This window comes from Streptomyces sp. NPDC048420, from assembly GCF_040651535.1.
GTDB lineage: Bacteria > Actinomycetota > Actinomycetes > Streptomycetales > Streptomycetaceae > Streptomyces.
The window spans coordinates 159,614-176,506 of the sequence record NZ_JBEZKG010000020.1 but is presented as its reverse complement, the minus strand read 5'-3'; the positions used below and the strand labels follow the sequence as shown (position 1 = coordinate 176,506).

Here is a 16,893-nt window from a genome sequence, read left to right as displayed (position 1 = left end):
GCCTCCTACATGCGGCCGAACTTCTTCGCCAACACCCCCGACATCCTGCACGAGTTCCTCCAGCACGGCGGCCGCCCGGCCTTCGCCCTGCGCGCCGTCCTTGCCGCGACCCTGTCGCCGACCTGGGGCATCTACTCCGGCTACGAACTCGCCGAGAACACCCCGCTGCGCGCGGGCAGCGAGGAGTACCTCGACTCGGAGAAGTACCAGCTCAAGGCCCGCAACTGGGACACCGACGACAGCCTCGCCCCGCTCATCACCCGCCTCAACACGATCCGGCGGGACAACCCGGCACTGCGGCAGCTGCGCGACCTCCACTTCCACCACGCGGACAAGGACGAGGTGATCGCGTACTCGAAGCGGAGCGGTTCGAACACGGTTCTGGTGGTCGTGAACCTCGACCCGCACCACACCCAGGAGGCCACGGTCTCGTTGGACATGCCGCAACTCGGCCTGGAATGGCACGAGTCGGTGCCGGTGCGCGACGAGCTCACCGGTGAGACCTATCACTGGGGCAGGGCGAACTACGTGCGTCTCGAACCGGGCACTCGCCCCGCGCACATCCTCACCGTCCTGCGACCGTCCACCCCGCAGATCGGAGGGTCACCCACAACATGATCGTCAACGAGCCCGTCCCGGACACCTTCGAGGACACCCCGGCGAAGGACCGGGACCCTGACTGGTTCAAACGAGCGGTCTTCTACGAGGTGCTGGTCCGTTCCTTCCAGGACAGCAACGGCGACGGCGTCGGCGACCTCAAGGGCATCACCGCCAAACTGGACTACCTCCAGTGGCTGGGTATCGACTGCCTGTGGCTGCCGCCGTTCTTCAAGTCACCGCTCAGGGACGGCGGTTACGACGTCTCCGACTACACCGCCGTCCTCCCGGAGTTCGGTGACCTCGCCGACTTCGTGGAGTTCGTCGACGCCGCCCACCAGCGCGGTATGCGGGTCATCATCGACTTCGTCATGAACCACACCAGCGACCAGCACCCGTGGTTCCAGGAGTCCCGCGCCAACCCCGACGGCCCCTACGGCGACTACTACGTCTGGGCCGACGACGACAAGCAGTACCAGGACGCGCGGATCATCTTCGTCGACACCGAGGCGTCCAACTGGACCTTCGACCCGGTCCGCAAGCAGTACTTCTGGCACCGCTTCTTCTCCCACCAGCCGGACCTCAACTACGAGAACCCGGCCGTGCAGGAGGAGATGATCTCCGCCCTGCGCTTCTGGCTGGACCTGGGCATCGACGGCTTCCGCCTGGACGCGGTGCCGTACCTGTACCAGGAGGAGGGCACCAACTGCGAAAACCTTCCGGCAACCCATGAGTTCCTCAAGCGGGTCCGCAAGGAGATCGACGCCTCCTACCCGGACACGGTGGTCCTGGCGGAGGCGAACCAGTGGCCGGAAGACGTCGTCGACTACTTCGGCGACTACGAGTCCGGCGGCGACGAGTGCCACATGGCGTTCCACTTCCCGGTGATGCCCCGCATCTTCATGGCGGTGCGCAGGGAATCCAGGTATCCCGTCTCGGAAATCCTCGCGAAGACCCCGGCGATCCCCTCCAACTGCCAGTGGGGCATCTTCCTGCGCAACCACGACGAGCTCACCCTCGAAATGGTCACCGACGAGGAACGCGACTACATGTGGGCCGAGTACGCCAAGGACCCACGCATGCGCGCCAACATCGGGATCAGGCGGCGGCTCGCCCCCCTGCTCGACAACGACCGCAACCAGATCGAGCTGTTCACCGCGCTGCTCCTGTCCCTCCCGGGCTCGCCGATCCTCTACTACGGCGACGAGATCGGCATGGGCGACAACATCTGGCTCGGCGACCGCGACGCCGTCCGCACCCCCATGCAGTGGACACCGGACCGTAACGCGGGATTTTCGTCCTGTGACCCCGGGCGGCTGTTCCTGCCGACCATCATGGACCCGGTCTACGGCTACCAGGTCACCAATGTCGAGGCGTCGATGGCGTCGCCCTCGTCGTTGCTGCACTGGACCCGCCGGATGATCGAGATCCGCAAGCAGAACCCGGCCTTCGGACTCGGGTCCTTCACCGAGCTGCCGTCCTCCAACCCCGCGGTACTCGCCTTTCTGCGGGAGTACGAGGACGACCTGGTGCTGTGCGTACACAACTTCTCGCGGTTCGCGCAGCCCACGGAGCTGGATCTGAGCGCCTTCAACGGGCGGCACCCGGTCGAGCTGTTCGGCGGGGTGCGCTTCCCGGCCGTCGGTGAGCTGCCGTATCTGCTGACCCTCGGCGGGCACGGCTTCTACTGGTTCCGGCTGCGCAAGGACGCCGCCTAGCCGCCATCGCGCAGGTCTCGCGCGGGGCGGTTTCCACCGCCCCGCCCGGGGCACGCATCAGTAACACCCCGACCAGCCAGCCCGGGGAAAGGACGCCACCCCATGTCGGAAGCCGTCACCCGTACCGCCACGACAAGTCCCGGCCTCCTCGCCTCCCTCGATCCACTTCTGCGCGAGTGGCTGCCGAGGCAGCGCTGGTTCGCGGGAAAAGGGCGCCCGGTCACCGGGTTCACGCTGGTGGCGGCCACCGAACTGCTGCCGTCCACGGCCCGGCTCGGCCTGTACCACCTGCTGGTCCGCGCCCACCAGCCGCTCACCGTGGGCGCCCCGCCGCACCCCGGTGACTGCTACCAGCTCCTCATAGGCGTGCGCGAGGCGCTGCCGCCCCGGCTGGCGCCCGCGCTGATCGGCCACATCGAGGAGGGCCCTCTCACCGGCCGTACCGCGTACGACGCCCTCCACGACCCCCTGCCCGCCGAACTGCTCCTGGAGGCGATCCGCACCGGAGCCCGGATCGGCGGGCTGCGTTTCGAACGGGACCCGCGCCAGGAGATCCGGGACGGTCTGGTGGCCCGGGTGATGACCGCCGAGCAGTCCAACTCGTCGATCGTCTTCGGAGATACGTTCATCCTGAAGCTGTTGCGCCGGATCGTGCCCGGCGTCAACCCCGACCTGGAGCTCCCGCTCGCGCTGGCCCGGGAGGGCTGCCCCCGGGTGCCGGCGCCAACGGGGTGGCTGCGGGCGGAGCTGGCGGGAGAGCCGTACACCCTGGGGGTCCTGCAGCCCTTCCTGCAGGGCGCGTCGGACGGCTGGGAGCTGGCGCTGCGCGAGCTGGCCAAGGGCGAGGACTTCGGCGCGGAGGCGCATGCCCTCGGGCGGGCCACCGCCGAGGTGCACACCGCGCTCGCCCGGGCCCTGCCGACCGTCACGCTCGGCCATCAGCAGCTGCAACTGCTGGTCGACGGCATGATCGAGCGGCTGGAGGCGGCCGTACAGGCGGTGCCGGCGCTGCGGCCGTACGCGCCGGGTCTGCACTCCGCGTTCACCGCGCTGGGCGATCTGGCCGCCGAGGGCACCACCTGGACCGCGCAGCGCATCCACGGCGATCTGCATCTCGGGCAGTGTCTGCGTTCGCCCTCCGGGCAGTGGTCGCTGATCGACTTCGAGGGCGAGCCGTCCAAACCGCTCGCGGAGCGCCGGCTGCCGCAGCCCACGGCCCGGGACATCGCGGGCATGCTGCGCTCCTTCGACTACGCGGCCCACTCGACCGACCTTCCGGTGCCGGGCTGGGCCGACGCCTGCCGGGCCGCGTACTGCTCCGGATACGCCGAGGTCAGCGGTGTGGACCCGCGGACCGATCCGGTGCTGCTGCGCGCGTACGAGACCGACAAGGCGATATACGAAGTCGTCTACGAGGCCCGGCACCGGCCGGACTGGCTCCAGGTGCCGATGGCCGCGGTGGCACGGTACGCGACAACCGACCTGATCTGACCCGACCTTCGCCGAGGAGGCACCGCACGTGACCCCGCCCACCCCCAGCGGTTCGGATCCGAAGAAGAAGGCCGCGAAGACCGCGAAAGCGGCGAAGAGCGTGAAGAAGGCCGCGGAGAAGGCGGTCACCAAGAAGGCCTCGGCGAAGAAAGCGGAGTCGGTGGCCAAGAAGCCGCCCGCCAAGAAGGCCGGTGCCGAGAAGGCGGCCGCCAAGAAGGTGCCGGTCGGCCAGGCGGGCGTCGGGAAGCCTGCCGTGAAGAAGGCCGCGGCCAAGAAAGCGACCGCCAAGAAGACCGCGGCGCGCAAGCCGGTCGCCGCGAAGGGCGCCGTCGAGCGGACCGCGGCGGAGCCGGTGGCCGTCGCCGAGCCGGTCGCGGTCCCCGCCTCCGCTCCACCGCCGGAGTCACCCGTCTCCCCTGCCCTGGGCGCCGACGACCGCGACCGACTGCTCGCCGGTACCCATCACGCCCCGCACTCCGTGCTCGGCGCCCACCCCGTGCCCGGCGGGGTGGCCTTCCGGGTGTTCCGGCCGTACGCCCTGGCCGTCACCGTCGTCGCCGGAACGCTCCGGGCCGAGCTGCACGACGACGGGGACGGCTTCTTCTCCGGCCTGCTCCCCCTGAGCGAGGTCCCGGCCTACCGCCTCCTCGTGGCGTACGAGGAGACGGTCCAGGACACCGAGGACGCGTACGCCTTCCTGCCCGCGCTCGGCGACCTCGACCTGCATCTGATCGGCGAGGGCCGGCACGAGCAGCTGTGGACGGCGCTGGGCGCGCAGCCCATGACCCACCAGGGCGTCACCGGAACACGCTTCACGGTGTGGGCGCCGAACGCGCGCGGGGTGCGGGTGGCCGGCTCCTTCAACTTCTGGGACCCCTCGGCGTTCGCGATGCGCTCCCTCGGCTCCACCGGTGTCTGGGAGCTGTTCGTGCCCGGGATCGGCGAGGGCGAGCTGTACAAGTTCGAGATCACCCGGCCCGACGGCTCGAAGACCCTGCGCGCGGACCCGCTGGCCCGCCGTACGGAGGTCCCGCCCAACACCTCCTCGATCATCCACGCCTCGCACCACGAGTGGGGGGACGCGGAGTGGCTGGCCCGCCGCGCGGAGGGCGCCCCGGCCCACGAGGCCCCCTTCTCGGTGTACGAGGTCCATCTGCCGTCCTGGCGCCCGGGACTGACGTACCGTCAACTCGCCGAGCAGCTCCCCGCCTATGTCAAGGACCTGGGCTTCACCCACGTCGAGCTGATGCCGGTCGCCGAGCACCCCTTCGGCGGTTCCTGGGGCTACCAGGTCACCGGCTTCTACGCGCCGACGGCCCGGCTCGGCACCCCCGACGACTTCAAGTACCTGGTGGACGCGCTCCACCAGGCCGGTGTCGGCGTCCTGATGGACTGGGTGCCGGCGCACTTCCCGCGCGACGACTGGGCGTTGGCGGAGTTCGACGGCCGGACCCTGTACGAGCACGAGGACCCGCTGCGGGCGGCCCACCCGGACTGGGGCACCCTGGAGTTCGACTACGGCCGCCGGGAGGTGCGCAACTTCCTGGTGGCGAACGCCATTTACTGGTGCGAGGAGTTCCACATCGACGGCCTGCGGGTCGACGCGGTCGCCTCGATGCTGTACCTCGACTACTCGCGCGAGCCGGGGCAGTGGGTCCCGAACGCGCACGGCGGCCGGGAGAACCTGGACGCGGTGGACTTCCTCCAGGAGATGAACGCGACGGTGTACCGCCGGGTCCCGGGCGTGGTGACGATCGCGGAGGAGTCGACCGCCTGGGACGGCGTGACCCGCGCGACCCACCACCTGGGCCCGGGCGGCTTCGGTGGCCTCGGCTTCGGCCTGAAGTGGAACATGGGCTGGATGCACGACTCGCTGGACTACATGAGCCACGAGCCGGTGCACCGCAAGTACCACCACGGCGAGATGACGTTCTCGATGGTGTACGCGTACAGCGAGAACTACGTGCTCCCGATCTCGCACGACGAAGTGGTCCACGGCAAGCGCTCGTTGGTCTCGAAGATGCCGGGCGACTGGTGGCAGCAGCGGGCCAATCTGCGTGCGTACCTGGCCTTCATGTGGGCCCATCCCGGCAAGCAACTCCTCTTCATGGGCCAGGAGTTCGCCCAGGGCGCCGAGTGGTCCGAGGCGCACGGACCGGACTGGTGGCTCCTCGACCCGGCGTACGGCGCCGAGGCCGACCACCGGGGCGTGCGCGACCTGGTCCGCGACCTGAACGTGGTCTACCGCCACACCCCCGCGCTGTGGCAGCGCGATGTCGACCCGTCGGGCTTCCAGTGGATCGTGGGCGACGCGTCCGAGGACAACGTCTTCGCGTTCCTTCGCTACGACGCGGAGGGCACCCCGCTCCTCGCGGTCTCCAACCTCTCCCCCGTGGTCCGCCACGACTACCGCCTGGGCGCCCCCGACGACATCCCGGCCTGGCTCGAATCCCTGAACACGGACACGGCCAAGTACGGCGGCGGCGACATCACCAACCCCGACGTGATCAAACCGGACCCCCAGGGCTGGCACGGCCGCCCGGCCAGCATCCAGCTGACACTGCCGCCCCTGGGGACGGTGTGGCTGCGGCCGGCGTAGGTATCTTCTTTCGCCCCCGCCGCCCCGACCCGTCCTCAAACGCCGGACGGGCTGAAATCAGCCCCTCCGGCGTTTGAGGAGCAGGGGTCGAAGGGGGCGGAGCCCCCTGGGGACGGGACAGGTAGGGGCGGCGGGGGCGAGGAAAGGCATTCAGCGGCCGCCGAACATGAGCCTGCGCAGAGACGCCAGCAGGCCCCGGACCGGCATCTCGCCCCCGTTCTCCGGAGTCGGGTCCGGGCGCCGGGACGCAGGCACCCCCGCCCCCAGCTCATACCGCACCGGCAACAACCGCAACCCCCGCACCACCGGCCCCGACCGCCACGGCAACTGATCCGACGGCAGCGTCAACTCCGCGCGCACGAAGTGGTCCAGCACCCGCCCCACCGCCGTCGACACGATCATCCCGCCCAACTCCCGCGCCGCACTGGGACATTGATGCGGCCCCGCGCCCCACCCCAGATGCGCCCGCGTGGACACCGTCGACCCCACCATGTGGGACGAGCCGATCGCCAGCAGATCGCGGTGCGCGGCCGCCGCGGACGGCGACACCGCGTCCCCCGCCCGCACCCACACATCCCCCAGCCGCACATCCCGCGCCGCGAACCGAAAGCACATGTTGGCCACCGGAGGATTCACCAGCGCCGCCCGGTTGACCGTTTCACCGAGCTGCCCGGCCGACAGGCTCCGCCGGACCGCCGCGTTGCCGCGCAGCACCTCCAGCAGCGTGTTGAGCACCATGTTCCCGGTGATGTCGTTCAGGTAGACGGCGTTCATGAACAGCTCCCGCCCGAGCTGTTCGTCACTCAGCTGCGGATCCGCGAGCAGCATGTACGACGTGAGGTCGTCGCCGGGCAGGGCCCGTCGATGCGCGGCGAGACGGGTGAACGCGCCCAGCGCCCGGGCCGTCGCCGGCCCCGAGTCCGGCCCGCCGTCCAGCATCCGCCACAGGTCCATGACGAGTGCGTCGCCCAGCTCCACGGGACAGCCGAACAGCTGCGTCGTGACCATGAGCAGCAACGGCCGCGTGTACTGCGCCCCGAGGTCGGCGAACCCCACCGTCCCCGACTCCGCGGCCAGCATCCGGACCAGCTCGTCGGCGTACCGCGCGACAGCGGCCCGTACTTCCCACCCCTCCGGACTCCGCGCGTCCTGGAAGGGACTGAGCGCCGAGTGATGGGTGCGCCGGGACCCCAGATGCTCCTCGTCGTCCATGAACATCATCTGCCGGACCTCGTAACCGGCCAGCAGCGGCCAGTCCCGTGGCAGCCGCCCCTCCGCCCGCGCCCGCCAGTACCGGATGTCCCGCCGCCACAGCCCCTCGTTCCGCAGCACCTCGGTCACCTCGGTGTACCCGAGCACCAGCCACACCGGCACACCCATCAGACCGACCGGCGCCACCGGACCGTAGGTGTCGCGCAGCCGCTCGTACACCGCGCCGGGATCGACGTCGAACTCGGCAGTGAGCAACGGTTCGACGGGCAGTGAGCCGAGCGGGGTGCCGTCGGCCGGCGGGACGGCGTGGGAATGGGCTTCCATATCGACACGCTTACCCTACCGACCGTGCACAAGCAGTGACTCGGGCGTGAACTGTTACGGGTTGGTGATACCTGATACTCAGGTGGTGACCAGCGCCTTCGGCAGTCGGCCCGTGTGCAGCACCCCCAGCCGCTGGGTCGCCCGGGTCAGCGCCACATAGAGGTCGCTCGTGCCGTAGAGGCCGGGCTCGACCACGAGCACCGAGTCGAATTCGAGGCCCTTCGACTGCCGCGGGTCGAGCAGGACGACGGTCCGGGTCAGGTCCGGCTGAGCGCCCGCCGTCACCCCGTCGAGCCGGGCCGCCAGCCTGCGGTGCAGATGGCGCGGGGCGATGACCGCGAGCCGCCCCTCGGCGGGGGTCAGCTCCTTCACGGCCTCGGCGACCGCGCCGGGCAGGTCGTCGGTGGCACGCACCCACGGCCGTACGCCGGTCGAACGGACCGAACTCGGGGGTTCGAAGTCGGGGTTCTCCGCGCGTACGACGGCCGCCGCGAGCTCCATGATCTCGGCCGGGGTCCGGTAGTTGACGCCCAGCCGGGTCTGCTCCCAGCGGTCCTCGACATACGGCTCCAGGATCTTCTGCCACGAACCCACGCCCGCCGCCTCCGCGGTCTGCGCCGGGTCGCCGACCAGGGTCATCGAGCGGGTGGGGCTGCGGCGCATGAGCAACCGCCAGGCCATCGGCGAGAGTTCCTGCGCCTCGTCCACGATGATGTGCCCGAAGGCCCAGGTGCGGTCCGCGGCCGCGCGTTCGGCGGCGCTGCGGTGGTCGTCCTCCTCCTGGCGCTCGGCGAACCGCTCGGCGTCGATGATGTCGTGCGCGGACAGGACCTCGGAGTCCTCCTCGTCCTTGTCCTCGAACTCGTAGGTGCGCGAGGCGTACGACACGTCGAGCACGCCCTGCGCGTACGCGACCTGTGTCTCCCGCTCGCGCTCGGCCCGCGCCCGGGCCACCCGCTCGTCCACGCCGAGGAGTTCGGCCGCCTCGTCGAGCAGCGGTACGTCCGCCACGGTCCAGCCCCGGGTCACCGGGCGGCGGATCGCGGCCGCGTCCTCGTCGGGGAGGTGGCCGACGGGATCGGCGAGGAAGTCGGCGACCAGCCGCTGCGGGGTCAGTCGCGGCCACAACTGGTCGATGGCGGCCCAGACTTCGGGGTTCTCGGCGATCTCGTCGCGGATCTGGGTGATGTCGCTCGCGTCGAGGAGGCTGCTGCCGTCGTACGGGTCGGTGCCGACCCGCTCGGCGTACAACTCGGTGAGGGTGTTGAGGATGTGGCCCTCGAAGTGCTCGCGGGCCACGTTGTGGGGCAGCCGGGCGGCCCGGGTCTTCTCCCGGGCGACCTTGACCAGGCCGTCGTCGAGCATCAGGACCTCACGGTCGTGCTCGATCGCGATCACCGGGTCGGGCAGCGCCTGCCAGTCGCTTACGACGTCGGCGAGGACGTCCGCCATGTCGGCCCGCCCCTTCACGGCGGCGGCCGCGCGGCTGTCGGTCGCCGTCGCCTTCACGCCGGGAAAGAGCTCGCCGACCGTGGCGAGGAGCACCCCGGTCTCGCCCAGCGAGGGCAGTACCTCGCCGATGTAGCCGAGGAACGCCGGGTTGGGGCCGACGATCAGCACGGCCCGCTTGGCGAGCAGCTCACGGTGTTCGTAGAGGAGATAGGCGGCCCGGTGCAGGGCCACGGCCGTCTTGCCGGTGCCCGGGCCGCCCTCGACCACCAGCACGCCGCGATGGGGCGCGCGGATGATCTCGTCCTGTTCGGCCTGGATGGTCTGCACGATGTCGCTCATGCGGCCGGTGCGCGCGGAGTTGAGGGCGGCGAGCAGGACGGCGTCGCCGGTCGGGTCCTCGTGGCCGGTGCGCTCCTGGTCGCCCAGGTCGAGGATCTCGTCGTGCAGGTCGGTCACCCGGCGGCCGTCGGTGCCGATGTGCCGACGGCGGCGCAGGCCCATCGGGGTGTGGCCGGTGGCCAGGTAGAAGGGGCGGGCGACCTCGGCCCGCCAGTCGATGAGGATCGGCGTGCGCTCGGCGTCCTCGGTGCGCAGTCCGATCCGGCCGATGTGGTGGGTGACACCCGAGGTGAGGTCGATCCGGCCGAAGCAGAGCGAGCCGTCGACCGCGTTCAGTGCGGCCAGCAGGCCGGAGCGCTCGGCGACCAGGATGTCCCGCTCGAGGCGGGCCTGCATGGGGGTGTTGCCCTGGGCGAGGGCGTCCGTGACGGAGGCCTCGGTGTCGCCGCGCAGGGCGTCCACGTGTGCGTACAGGTTGTCGATGAATTCCTGCTCACCGCGAATTTCAGCACTGTTTGACAATTCCACTCCCGCGCAGATATACTGTGCTCACTGAACTTCTTTGCGACTCAATCCCCATGAAGTCGCGAACCATTCAATATACGCAAGGAAATCCCCCGAGCGCAATTGCTCGGGGGATTTCCTTCGTGCCGGGGAATCAGATCACGTCGGCCAGTTCCTCCAGGAGGCGGCGCTTCGGCCGGGCTCCCACCATGGACTTCACCGGCTCACCGCCGCGGAAGACCATGAAGGTGGGCATCGAGAGGACCTTGTAGGCGTTCGTGGTCTCCGGATTGAGATCCACGTTCAACTGCACCACCTTGAGGCGATCGGCCTCCTCGGCGGCGAGGGCGTGCAGCACCGGCCCCATCTGCCGGCACGGCGGGCACCAGTCCGCCGTGAACTCCACCAGCACCGGCAACTCCGACCCGATCACCTCCGCGGCGAAATCCGCGTCCGTCACGTCGATCACAGTTCCTGTCCTCCCAGTTCGCACAACGGATCCGTGCCGTCGACCGTGGCCAGCCGCACTCCGATCTTCGCCCGTATCGCCTGCAACTCACCGATCAGGGAGTCGAGTTCGTCCAGCTTGCGCCGGTAGACGTCGATCGACGCGGGACAGGTGTCACCCTCCGGGTGACCGGAGCGCAGACACTCCACGAAGGGCCGCGTCTCCTCCAGGTCGAACCCGAAGTCCTGGAGCGTCCTGATCTGCCGGAGCAGCTTCAGGTCGCTCTCGTCGTAACTCCGGTACCCGTTCTCGGCCCGCCGCCCGTGCAACAGGCCCCGCGCCTCGTAGTACCGCAGCGTCCGCGTGGTGGTCCCGGCCCGTGCGGCCAGCTCGCCGATTCGCATGCCTGTGAACGTAAGCCTTGACGCCGACGTCAAGGCAAGAGCGGTTTGCGCTGCACGGGAGAGGTCAGCACGATCGACGTCGTCGTGCGCCCGAGCGCGGACACCTCTTCGAGAACGTCCTCCAGGTGGACGGTGTCCCGGACGGCGACCTTGAGGATCCAGCAGTCCTCGCCGACGACATGGTGCACCTCGGTGATCTCCGGCCGCTCCATCAGCTCCAGGGTCCGCGGGTGCCTCAGGTTGTAGCCGCCGTGCGGGTTGACCCGGATGAACGCCTGGATGCCGTAGCCGAGCCGGGCCGGCACCACCTGGGCGCCGTAGCCGCTGATCACCCCCGCCCCCTCCAGGCGCCGCACCCGCTCGGTGACCGCCGCCGGGCTGAGGCGAACCCGGCGGCCCAGCTCGCTGAGCTTGATCCGGCCGTCGGTCTGGAGGAGCTCCAGGATCTGCCGGTCCAGGGCATCGAAGGCCACCGAGGTTTCGTCGGTGGCGGGGCGCTGATGCCGTGGTTCTTTCGGTGCTACGACCTGAACTCCCATGGTTCCCCCTTCAGTACGTGGGCGTACGCCGGGAGAATTATGGTCATGGAAAAGGCACGGGAGATACTCGTCATCGGCGGTAGCCGCTATTTCGGCAAGCGGCTGATCGCACGGCTGCTGGACGCGGGAGACCGGGTCACGGTCCTCAACCGGGGCTCGTCCGCGCCGCCTCCGGGAGCGGACCACCTGATCGCCGACCGCGACGACGAGGCCTCCCTGAAGCGCGCCCTGGGCTCGGGCATGTTCGACGTCGTCGTCGACCAGGTCTGCTACACCCCGCGCCAGGCCGCGATCGCCCGCCGGGTCCTCGCCGGACGCACCCGCCGCTATGTGATGACCTCGACGGTGGAGGTGTACGAGTACGAGGACTCCATCGCCCCCGTACGGGAGGACGCCGTCGACCCGGCGACCGTGTCCGTCGACCTCGAACTGCCCTGGGACGACCCCGAATTCCTCGATTCCCATTACGGCGAGGGAAAGCGACAGGCGGAGTCCGTGTTCGCGGCCGATGCCGCGTTTCCCTTCACGGCCGTCCGCGTGGCCCATGTCCTCGGCGGTGCCGACGACTTCACCGGCCGCCTGACCTACTACGCCGACCGCATCCGCACCGGCGAGCCGGTCGCCGTCGCGGTCGACAACCAGCCCGCCACCTACATCCACGTCGAGGAGATCGCCGACTTCCTGGCCTGGACGGTGGGGCAGGACTTCACCGGGCCGGTCAACGCGGCCTCCCACGGGCTGCTGAGCACGGAGGAGCTGTGCGAGGCGGTGGCCGCGCACCTCCCCGACGGCAAGGCGGTGCTCCAACAGGTCGAGGTCGGGGAGGTCTCGCCGTTCTCCTTCGCCCGCTCCTACGGCATGGACAACTCCCGTGCCACCCGGCTCGGGTTCGCCTTCGGCCACGTACGGCGATGGCTGCCGCGGGCCGTCGCCGAGACGCTCGGGAAGGACGTCTGAGATGCGCTACCGCACCCTGGGTGGACTGCGGGTCAGTGCGATCGGGCTCGGCGCGATGCCGCTGTCCGTCGAGGGCCGCCCGGACGAGAGGCGCGCCCTGGCCACCGTGCACGCGGCGCTCGACGCGGGCGTGACCCTCGTCGACACGGCCGACTCCTACCATCTCCCGGGCGCCGGACCCGGCCACAACGAGCTCCTGGTCGCCCGCGCGCTCGCCTCCTACGGCGGGGACACCTCCGGTGTGCTGGTCGCCACCAAGGGCGGCCGGGGCCGGCCCGCCGACGGCAGCTGGACGGTCACCGGAACCCCAGGACATCTGAAGGCGGCCGCCGAGGCCTCCCTGAAACGGCTGGGAGTCGAGGCGATCGGGCTGTACCACCTGCACAAGCCCGACCCTTCCGTCCCCTTCGAGGAGTCGGTCGGCGCACTGCGGGAGCTGCTCGACGAGGGGAAGATCCGGCTCGCCGGGATCTCCAACACGGACGTGGGGCAGATCCGTGCGGCGCGCGAGATCCTCGGGGACCGGCTGGTGTCGGTGCAGAACCAGTACTCCCCCGCCGTCCGGGCCGGCGAGGCCGAGCTGCGGCTGTGTGCGGAGCTGGGGCTGGCCTTCCTGCCGTGGAGCCCGCTGGGCGGGATCTCGCGCAGCTCACTGGACGGGCCGTCGGGGATCACGGGGGCCCGGGGCGCCTTTCACGAGGTCGCCGCCGAGCGCGGGGTGAGCCCCCAACGGATCTGTCTGGCCTGGCTGTTGGCGAAGTCACCGGTCGTGATCCCGATCCCGGGAGCGAGCCGCCCCGCGACAGCCCGGGACTCGGCGGGGGCGGCGGACCTGGTGCTGGAGACGGCTGAACTGGGCCGGTTGGACGAGGCGGCCGGGGTGTAGCGGCCACCGGGGCGGGGAGGTTCAATGTCCGGGCGGGTCGAAGTGGCCCGGCGGCATTCGGAGGAAACGGCGACCGCGGCCGAGCCCGGATACACGCCGCCGTGGAGCCGGAGACGGCTGAACCAGCCCGCTGCACGAGGCCGCCGGCGCGTGGAGGTCAGCGCGACGGCGGGGCGTAGTGCCCCGGCGGCATCCCGAGGAAACAGCGACCGCGGCCGAGCCCGGATACACGCCGCCGTGGAGCCGGAGACGGCTGAACCAGCCCGCTGCACGAGGCCGCCGGCGCGTGGAGGTCAGCGCGGGGGCGGGGCGTAGTGGCCCGGCGGCATTCCGGGGAAACGGCGACCGGGGGCCGGGCCCAGATACACGCCGCCGTAGAACTGCGGGCCGCTCTCGTCCGCGTCCGTCATCCAGTCGTCGTCCTCCTCGTCCTCGACGTCCTCGCCGGTCCGCACCCCGAGCAGTCGGCGGGTGAGCCGGTCGTTGTCGGAGAGGAGTTCGTCGAGGGCCTCGCGGACGTCCGCCGCCTCGGTGCGGGCCGCCTCGCGTTCCGCGGCGATCAGTACGGCGCGGCGGACCAGCTCCTTGGTGAAGGAGGCCGTCGTGCCCTCGGTGCGGGTGACGACCTCCTCGGAGATCTCCTTGCCGAGGCCGAGGCCGGAGCCGTACAGGTCGAGGAGGCGGGCGCGGCCCTCCACGTCGGGCAGCGGGATCTCGACGGCGAGGTCGACGCGGCCTGGGCGCTGGACGAGGGCGGGTTCGAGGAGGTCGGCGCGGTTGGTGGTGAGCAGGAAAGCCACATCGGCGTCGTCGCCCAGGCCGTCCATCTCGTTCAGCACCTGGAAGAGCAGGGGCTGTTCGCCGCCGCCGTAGTCGCGGGCCTCGGCGATCAGGTCGCAGTCCTCCAGGACGACGAGGGCGGGCTGCAGCATCCGGGCCAGGGAGCAGGCGGGGCCGATGGCGTCGATGCTCGTGCCGGAGAGGATCACGACGGTGAACTGCTGGAGGTGGGAGAGGAGATAGCGGATCGTGTGGGTCTTGCCGGTGCCGGGCGGGCCGTACAGGAGGAGGCCGCGGCGCAGGTGCTGGCCGGCCGCGCGCAGCTGTTCGCGGCGCCGGGCCACGCCCACGACCTGGCGCTCCACGCGCTCCAGGAGGCCCTCGGGCAGCACGATGTCCTCGCGGGCGAGGCCGGGGCGGCGGTGGAAGCGGAACGGGCCGAGGCCAGAGCCGAACTCCGCGCCCTCGAAGGAGAGGACCTGGCCGCGGAAGATGTTGTGCTCGCGCACGAGCCGGTCGAGGTCGGCGAGCAGCCGGTCGCCGAACTCCTTGGTCTCGGCGAGGACTTCGACCTCGACCTTGTTGCGGCCGTACTCGTCGGCCGGGCCGCGCAGCAGCACCGCGAACCGCTGCTCGCCCTCGGTGCCGAGATAGAACCCGCAGGAGACGCACGGGAGTTCCTCGTCGGGGGAGACCGGCAGCTGGGCGTAGTCGACGGCTCCGATCACGAAACGGTCGTAGCGGTCGGCGGATTCGAGGATGTCGCCGAGGGAGAGGTCGCCGTGGTGGCGGGCGCCGTGCAGGCCGATCAGTTCGTGGGAGCGGGTGGGCTCCGCCGTGAACCAGCGCTCCAGGGCGAGGTGGACGTTGGGGAGGTCGAAGGGCGGGTAGGCGGCCTTGACGACCGGGCGTTCACTGGGGGTGAAGCCGAGGTGGGCGCGGAGTCGCCCACTGAGGTCGCGGGCTTCGTCCCGCTCCTTGTCCCGGGGACGGGCGACCGCCCTCAGGAAGTCGTGGAACAGTTCGCTGACCCGCTCCAGAGAGGCGTAACTCGCCTCTCCCCGGTCCTCCGGCTCCCCCATACCCGCCTCCGTACGTCGATCCCGCACACCGAGGTCTCCAGCGTGGGGGCCGTGCAGGCGGCGGGTCAAAGGATTTCGGGCAAGTGGCCGTGAAGGGTACGGAAAGGGGCGGGAGATGGTAGGGGGTGCAGACGGGCGGGGGTACGGCACCCACCGCACGGATCGTCACCGGGCAGCCGTAACCCCCGTCCACGGCTCCCCGGTGCGCTCCGCATACTCCCGGGCCGCCTCCGGGCGTCCTGTGAGCAGCAGGAGCAGGGCGGCGATCGGGCCGCGGACCTCCTCGCCCTCCCCGCGCGTCCACTCGATGTCGGTGGCGACGAGCCGGGCCTTCGGGAGGGGCCAGGGGCGCGGCGGGAACCGCATGGTCCACACACGGTCGGCGGAGTCCCGCGCGGCCGCCGGCGGCACCGCCCGCTCACGGCCGAGGGCGAGGGCGATGTCCTGGCCGTGGACGAGGAGGTCGAGGAGGGGTTCGTGGGGTGAGGTGGTCGGCGCGAGACGGCGGGAGCCGATGATCGAGCGGAGGTTGGAGACGATCGCGGTGACGGGCAGCTCGGCCTCGCGGACCGCGGAGTCGTGGATCATGCGGTTCCAGTCGCCGCGGGCCCGGACCATCTCCCGTACGACCTGGCCGTAGGAGAAGCGCGCCGCGATCGTCAGATGCGCGGCGAGGTCCCTGACCCGCCAGTCCCCGCAGCGCGTGCGCGTCTCCCACTCCTCGGGGCTCAGGCCCTCCAGCAGCTCGGCCAGGCTCGTCCGCTCCCGGTCGACGAGCTGCCAGAGCTCGTCGGTGTCCAGCACTGCACCCACGGGAATCACCCACTCAAGTGGTAAGCTTCTCTGACTAAAGTAGTCAGAGGCTCTGACCAATGTCAAGCAGTGTGAGTGTAAGCAGTAGGCAGCGCGAGGGGGCGTCGACGATGGTGGCGGAGAGCGAGCTCAACACGGGGCTGCTCCTGTTCCTGCCGTACCGGGCTCTGGAGAACCGCATCTTCGCCGCGCTCGCGGAGGCCGGCTTCGATGACTTCACGCCCGCCCAGGCCCGGGTCATGCAGCGGATCGGCCCGAACGGCACGCGGCTGACGGAACTGGCCGAGCAGGCCCAGGTCACCAAGCAGACCGCGGGCTTCCTGGTCGACCAGCTGGAGAAGGCGGGTTACGTCACCCGGGTCCCGGACCCGACCGACAAGCGGGCCCGGCTGGTGCGTGGCGCGGCGAAGGCGTGGGCGGCGAAGGAGGTCGCCGACGGGGTGGTCGCGGAGGTGGAGAAGGAGTGGGAGGAACATCTCGGCAGACGCCGTATGAAGCAGCTGCGTGAGGCGCTGACGCTGCTGCGGGAGATCACCGACCCGTGGGCCGAGCCCACCGGGCCCGACGCGGGAGGCGGCCGATGATCGCCGCCTTCTCGCCGTCGCGGAGGCACTCCTGGAAGCGATCGTCACCGGCACCTTCCAGCACCTGTCGGCGGGCCGGGCCGAACGCGCCGCCGTCGCGGAGCAGTTGCGCCGCGAGCACCTTCACGCGGTGACGACCCTCGCCGTCGCCGGGACATTTCCGG

General features: G+C 70.6%; 13 protein-coding genes and 1 pseudogene. 7 read left to right on the top strand and 7 right to left on the bottom strand.

What is annotated here, in order from left to right:
* The 4 genes and pseudogenes from AB0D34_RS33795 to glgB all read left to right on the top strand — a co-directional run.
* A pseudogene (locus AB0D34_RS33795) lies at positions 1-618 on the top strand (alpha-1,4-glucan--maltose-1-phosphate maltosyltransferase); the annotation flags it as partial.
* Positions 615-2,315, top strand: coding sequence for a maltose alpha-D-glucosyltransferase (treS, locus tag AB0D34_RS33790; protein WP_362668567.1), 1,701 nt, complete (start codon positions 615-617; stop codon positions 2,313-2,315). The pseudogene AB0D34_RS33795 and the gene treS, both read left to right, overlap by 4 nt.
* Positions 2,316-2,417: 102 nt before the next feature.
* A complete protein-coding gene (locus tag AB0D34_RS33785) occupies positions 2,418-3,806 on the top strand; it encodes a maltokinase (RefSeq protein WP_362668565.1) in 1,389 nt (462 codons plus the stop codon).
* 28 nt (positions 3,807-3,834) lie between these two features.
* A complete protein-coding gene (gene glgB, locus AB0D34_RS33780; protein ID WP_362668563.1) occupies positions 3,835-6,405 on the top strand; it encodes a 1,4-alpha-glucan branching enzyme in 2,571 nt (856 codons plus the stop codon).
* A gap of 150 nt (positions 6,406-6,555) precedes the next feature.
* Here glgB and AB0D34_RS33775 read toward each other — a convergent pair whose 3' ends face one another.
* From AB0D34_RS33775 to AB0D34_RS33755, 5 genes are all read right to left on the bottom strand, one after another.
* A complete protein-coding gene (locus tag AB0D34_RS33775) occupies positions 6,556-7,941 on the bottom strand; it encodes a cytochrome (protein ID WP_362668560.1) in 1,386 nt (461 codons plus the stop codon).
* A 78-nt stretch (positions 7,942-8,019) separates the two neighbouring features.
* Entirely contained in the window at positions 8,020-10,236 is a 2,217-nt protein-coding gene (locus tag AB0D34_RS33770; protein ID WP_362668581.1) for a UvrD-helicase domain-containing protein, read from the bottom strand.
* Between the two features lie 154 nt (positions 10,237-10,390).
* Positions 10,391-10,705, bottom strand: coding sequence for a thioredoxin domain-containing protein (locus AB0D34_RS33765; RefSeq protein WP_330264377.1), 315 nt, complete (start codon positions 10,703-10,705; stop codon positions 10,391-10,393).
* Positions 10,702-11,088: a MerR family transcriptional regulator gene (locus AB0D34_RS33760; RefSeq protein WP_362668558.1), complete on the bottom strand. Its 387-nt coding sequence runs from the start codon at positions 11,086-11,088 to the stop codon at positions 10,702-10,704. The genes AB0D34_RS33765 and AB0D34_RS33760 overlap by 4 nt, the downstream gene beginning before the upstream one ends.
* A gap of 29 nt (positions 11,089-11,117) precedes the next feature.
* On the bottom strand, positions 11,118-11,627 hold the full coding sequence (locus AB0D34_RS33755; RefSeq protein WP_362668556.1) for an Lrp/AsnC family transcriptional regulator: 510 nt from the start codon (positions 11,625-11,627) through the stop codon (positions 11,118-11,120).
* A 45-nt stretch (positions 11,628-11,672) separates the two neighbouring features.
* On the opposite strand from AB0D34_RS33755, the gene AB0D34_RS33750 reads away from it, so the two are divergent.
* Both AB0D34_RS33750 and AB0D34_RS33745 read left to right on the top strand, forming a co-directional pair.
* On the top strand, positions 11,673-12,584 hold the full coding sequence (locus AB0D34_RS33750; RefSeq protein ID WP_362668553.1) for an NAD-dependent epimerase/dehydratase family protein: 912 nt from the start codon (positions 11,673-11,675) through the stop codon (positions 12,582-12,584).
* A 1-nt stretch (position 12,585) separates the two neighbouring features.
* Positions 12,586-13,470, top strand: a complete 885-nt coding sequence (locus AB0D34_RS33745; RefSeq protein ID WP_362668551.1) for an aldo/keto reductase — start codon at positions 12,586-12,588, stop codon at positions 13,468-13,470.
* A gap of 293 nt (positions 13,471-13,763) precedes the next feature.
* Here the strand turns inward: AB0D34_RS33745 and AB0D34_RS33740 are convergent, their stop codons facing one another.
* Together AB0D34_RS33740 and AB0D34_RS33735 are read right to left on the bottom strand one after the other, a co-directional pair.
* A complete protein-coding gene (locus AB0D34_RS33740) occupies positions 13,764-15,332 on the bottom strand; it encodes an ATP-binding protein (RefSeq protein ID WP_362668549.1) in 1,569 nt (522 codons plus the stop codon).
* Positions 15,333-15,497: 165 nt separating this feature from the next.
* Positions 15,498-16,154 (bottom strand): maleylpyruvate isomerase family mycothiol-dependent enzyme, encoded by a 657-nt coding sequence (locus AB0D34_RS33735; protein ID WP_362668547.1) that lies wholly within the window; start codon positions 16,152-16,154, stop codon positions 15,498-15,500.
* 101 nt (positions 16,155-16,255) lie between these two features.
* Here AB0D34_RS33735 and AB0D34_RS33730 point away from each other — a divergent pair, with 101 nt between their 5' ends.
* Complete coding sequence (locus AB0D34_RS33730; protein ID WP_362668579.1) at positions 16,256-16,729, top strand: MarR family transcriptional regulator; 474 nt, start codon at positions 16,256-16,258, stop codon at positions 16,727-16,729.
* Positions 16,730-16,893 lie beyond the last annotated feature (164 nt).

Coding starts and splice junctions, on each gene's coding strand:
- treS (WP_362668567.1), top strand. CDS start 615: ATGATCGTCAACGAGCCCGTCCCGGACACCTTCGAGGACACCCCGGCG.
- AB0D34_RS33785 (WP_362668565.1), top strand. CDS start 2,418: ATGTCGGAAGCCGTCACCCGTACCGCCACGACAAGTCCCGGCCTCCTC.
- AB0D34_RS33775 (WP_362668560.1), bottom strand. CDS start 7,941: ATGGAAGCCCATTCCCACGCCGTCCCGCCGGCCGACGGCACCCCGCTC.
- AB0D34_RS33760 (WP_362668558.1), bottom strand. CDS start 11,088: ATGCGAATCGGCGAGCTGGCCGCACGGGCCGGGACCACCACGCGGACG.
- AB0D34_RS33755 (WP_362668556.1), bottom strand. CDS start 11,627: ATGGGAGTTCAGGTCGTAGCACCGAAAGAACCACGGCATCAGCGCCCC.
- AB0D34_RS33750 (WP_362668553.1), top strand. CDS start 11,673: ATGGAAAAGGCACGGGAGATACTCGTCATCGGCGGTAGCCGCTATTTC.
- AB0D34_RS33745 (WP_362668551.1), top strand. CDS start 12,586: ATGCGCTACCGCACCCTGGGTGGACTGCGGGTCAGTGCGATCGGGCTC.
- AB0D34_RS33740 (WP_362668549.1), bottom strand. CDS start 15,332: ATGGGGGAGCCGGAGGACCGGGGAGAGGCGAGTTACGCCTCTCTGGAG.
- AB0D34_RS33730 (WP_362668579.1), top strand. CDS start 16,256: ATGGTGGCGGAGAGCGAGCTCAACACGGGGCTGCTCCTGTTCCTGCCG.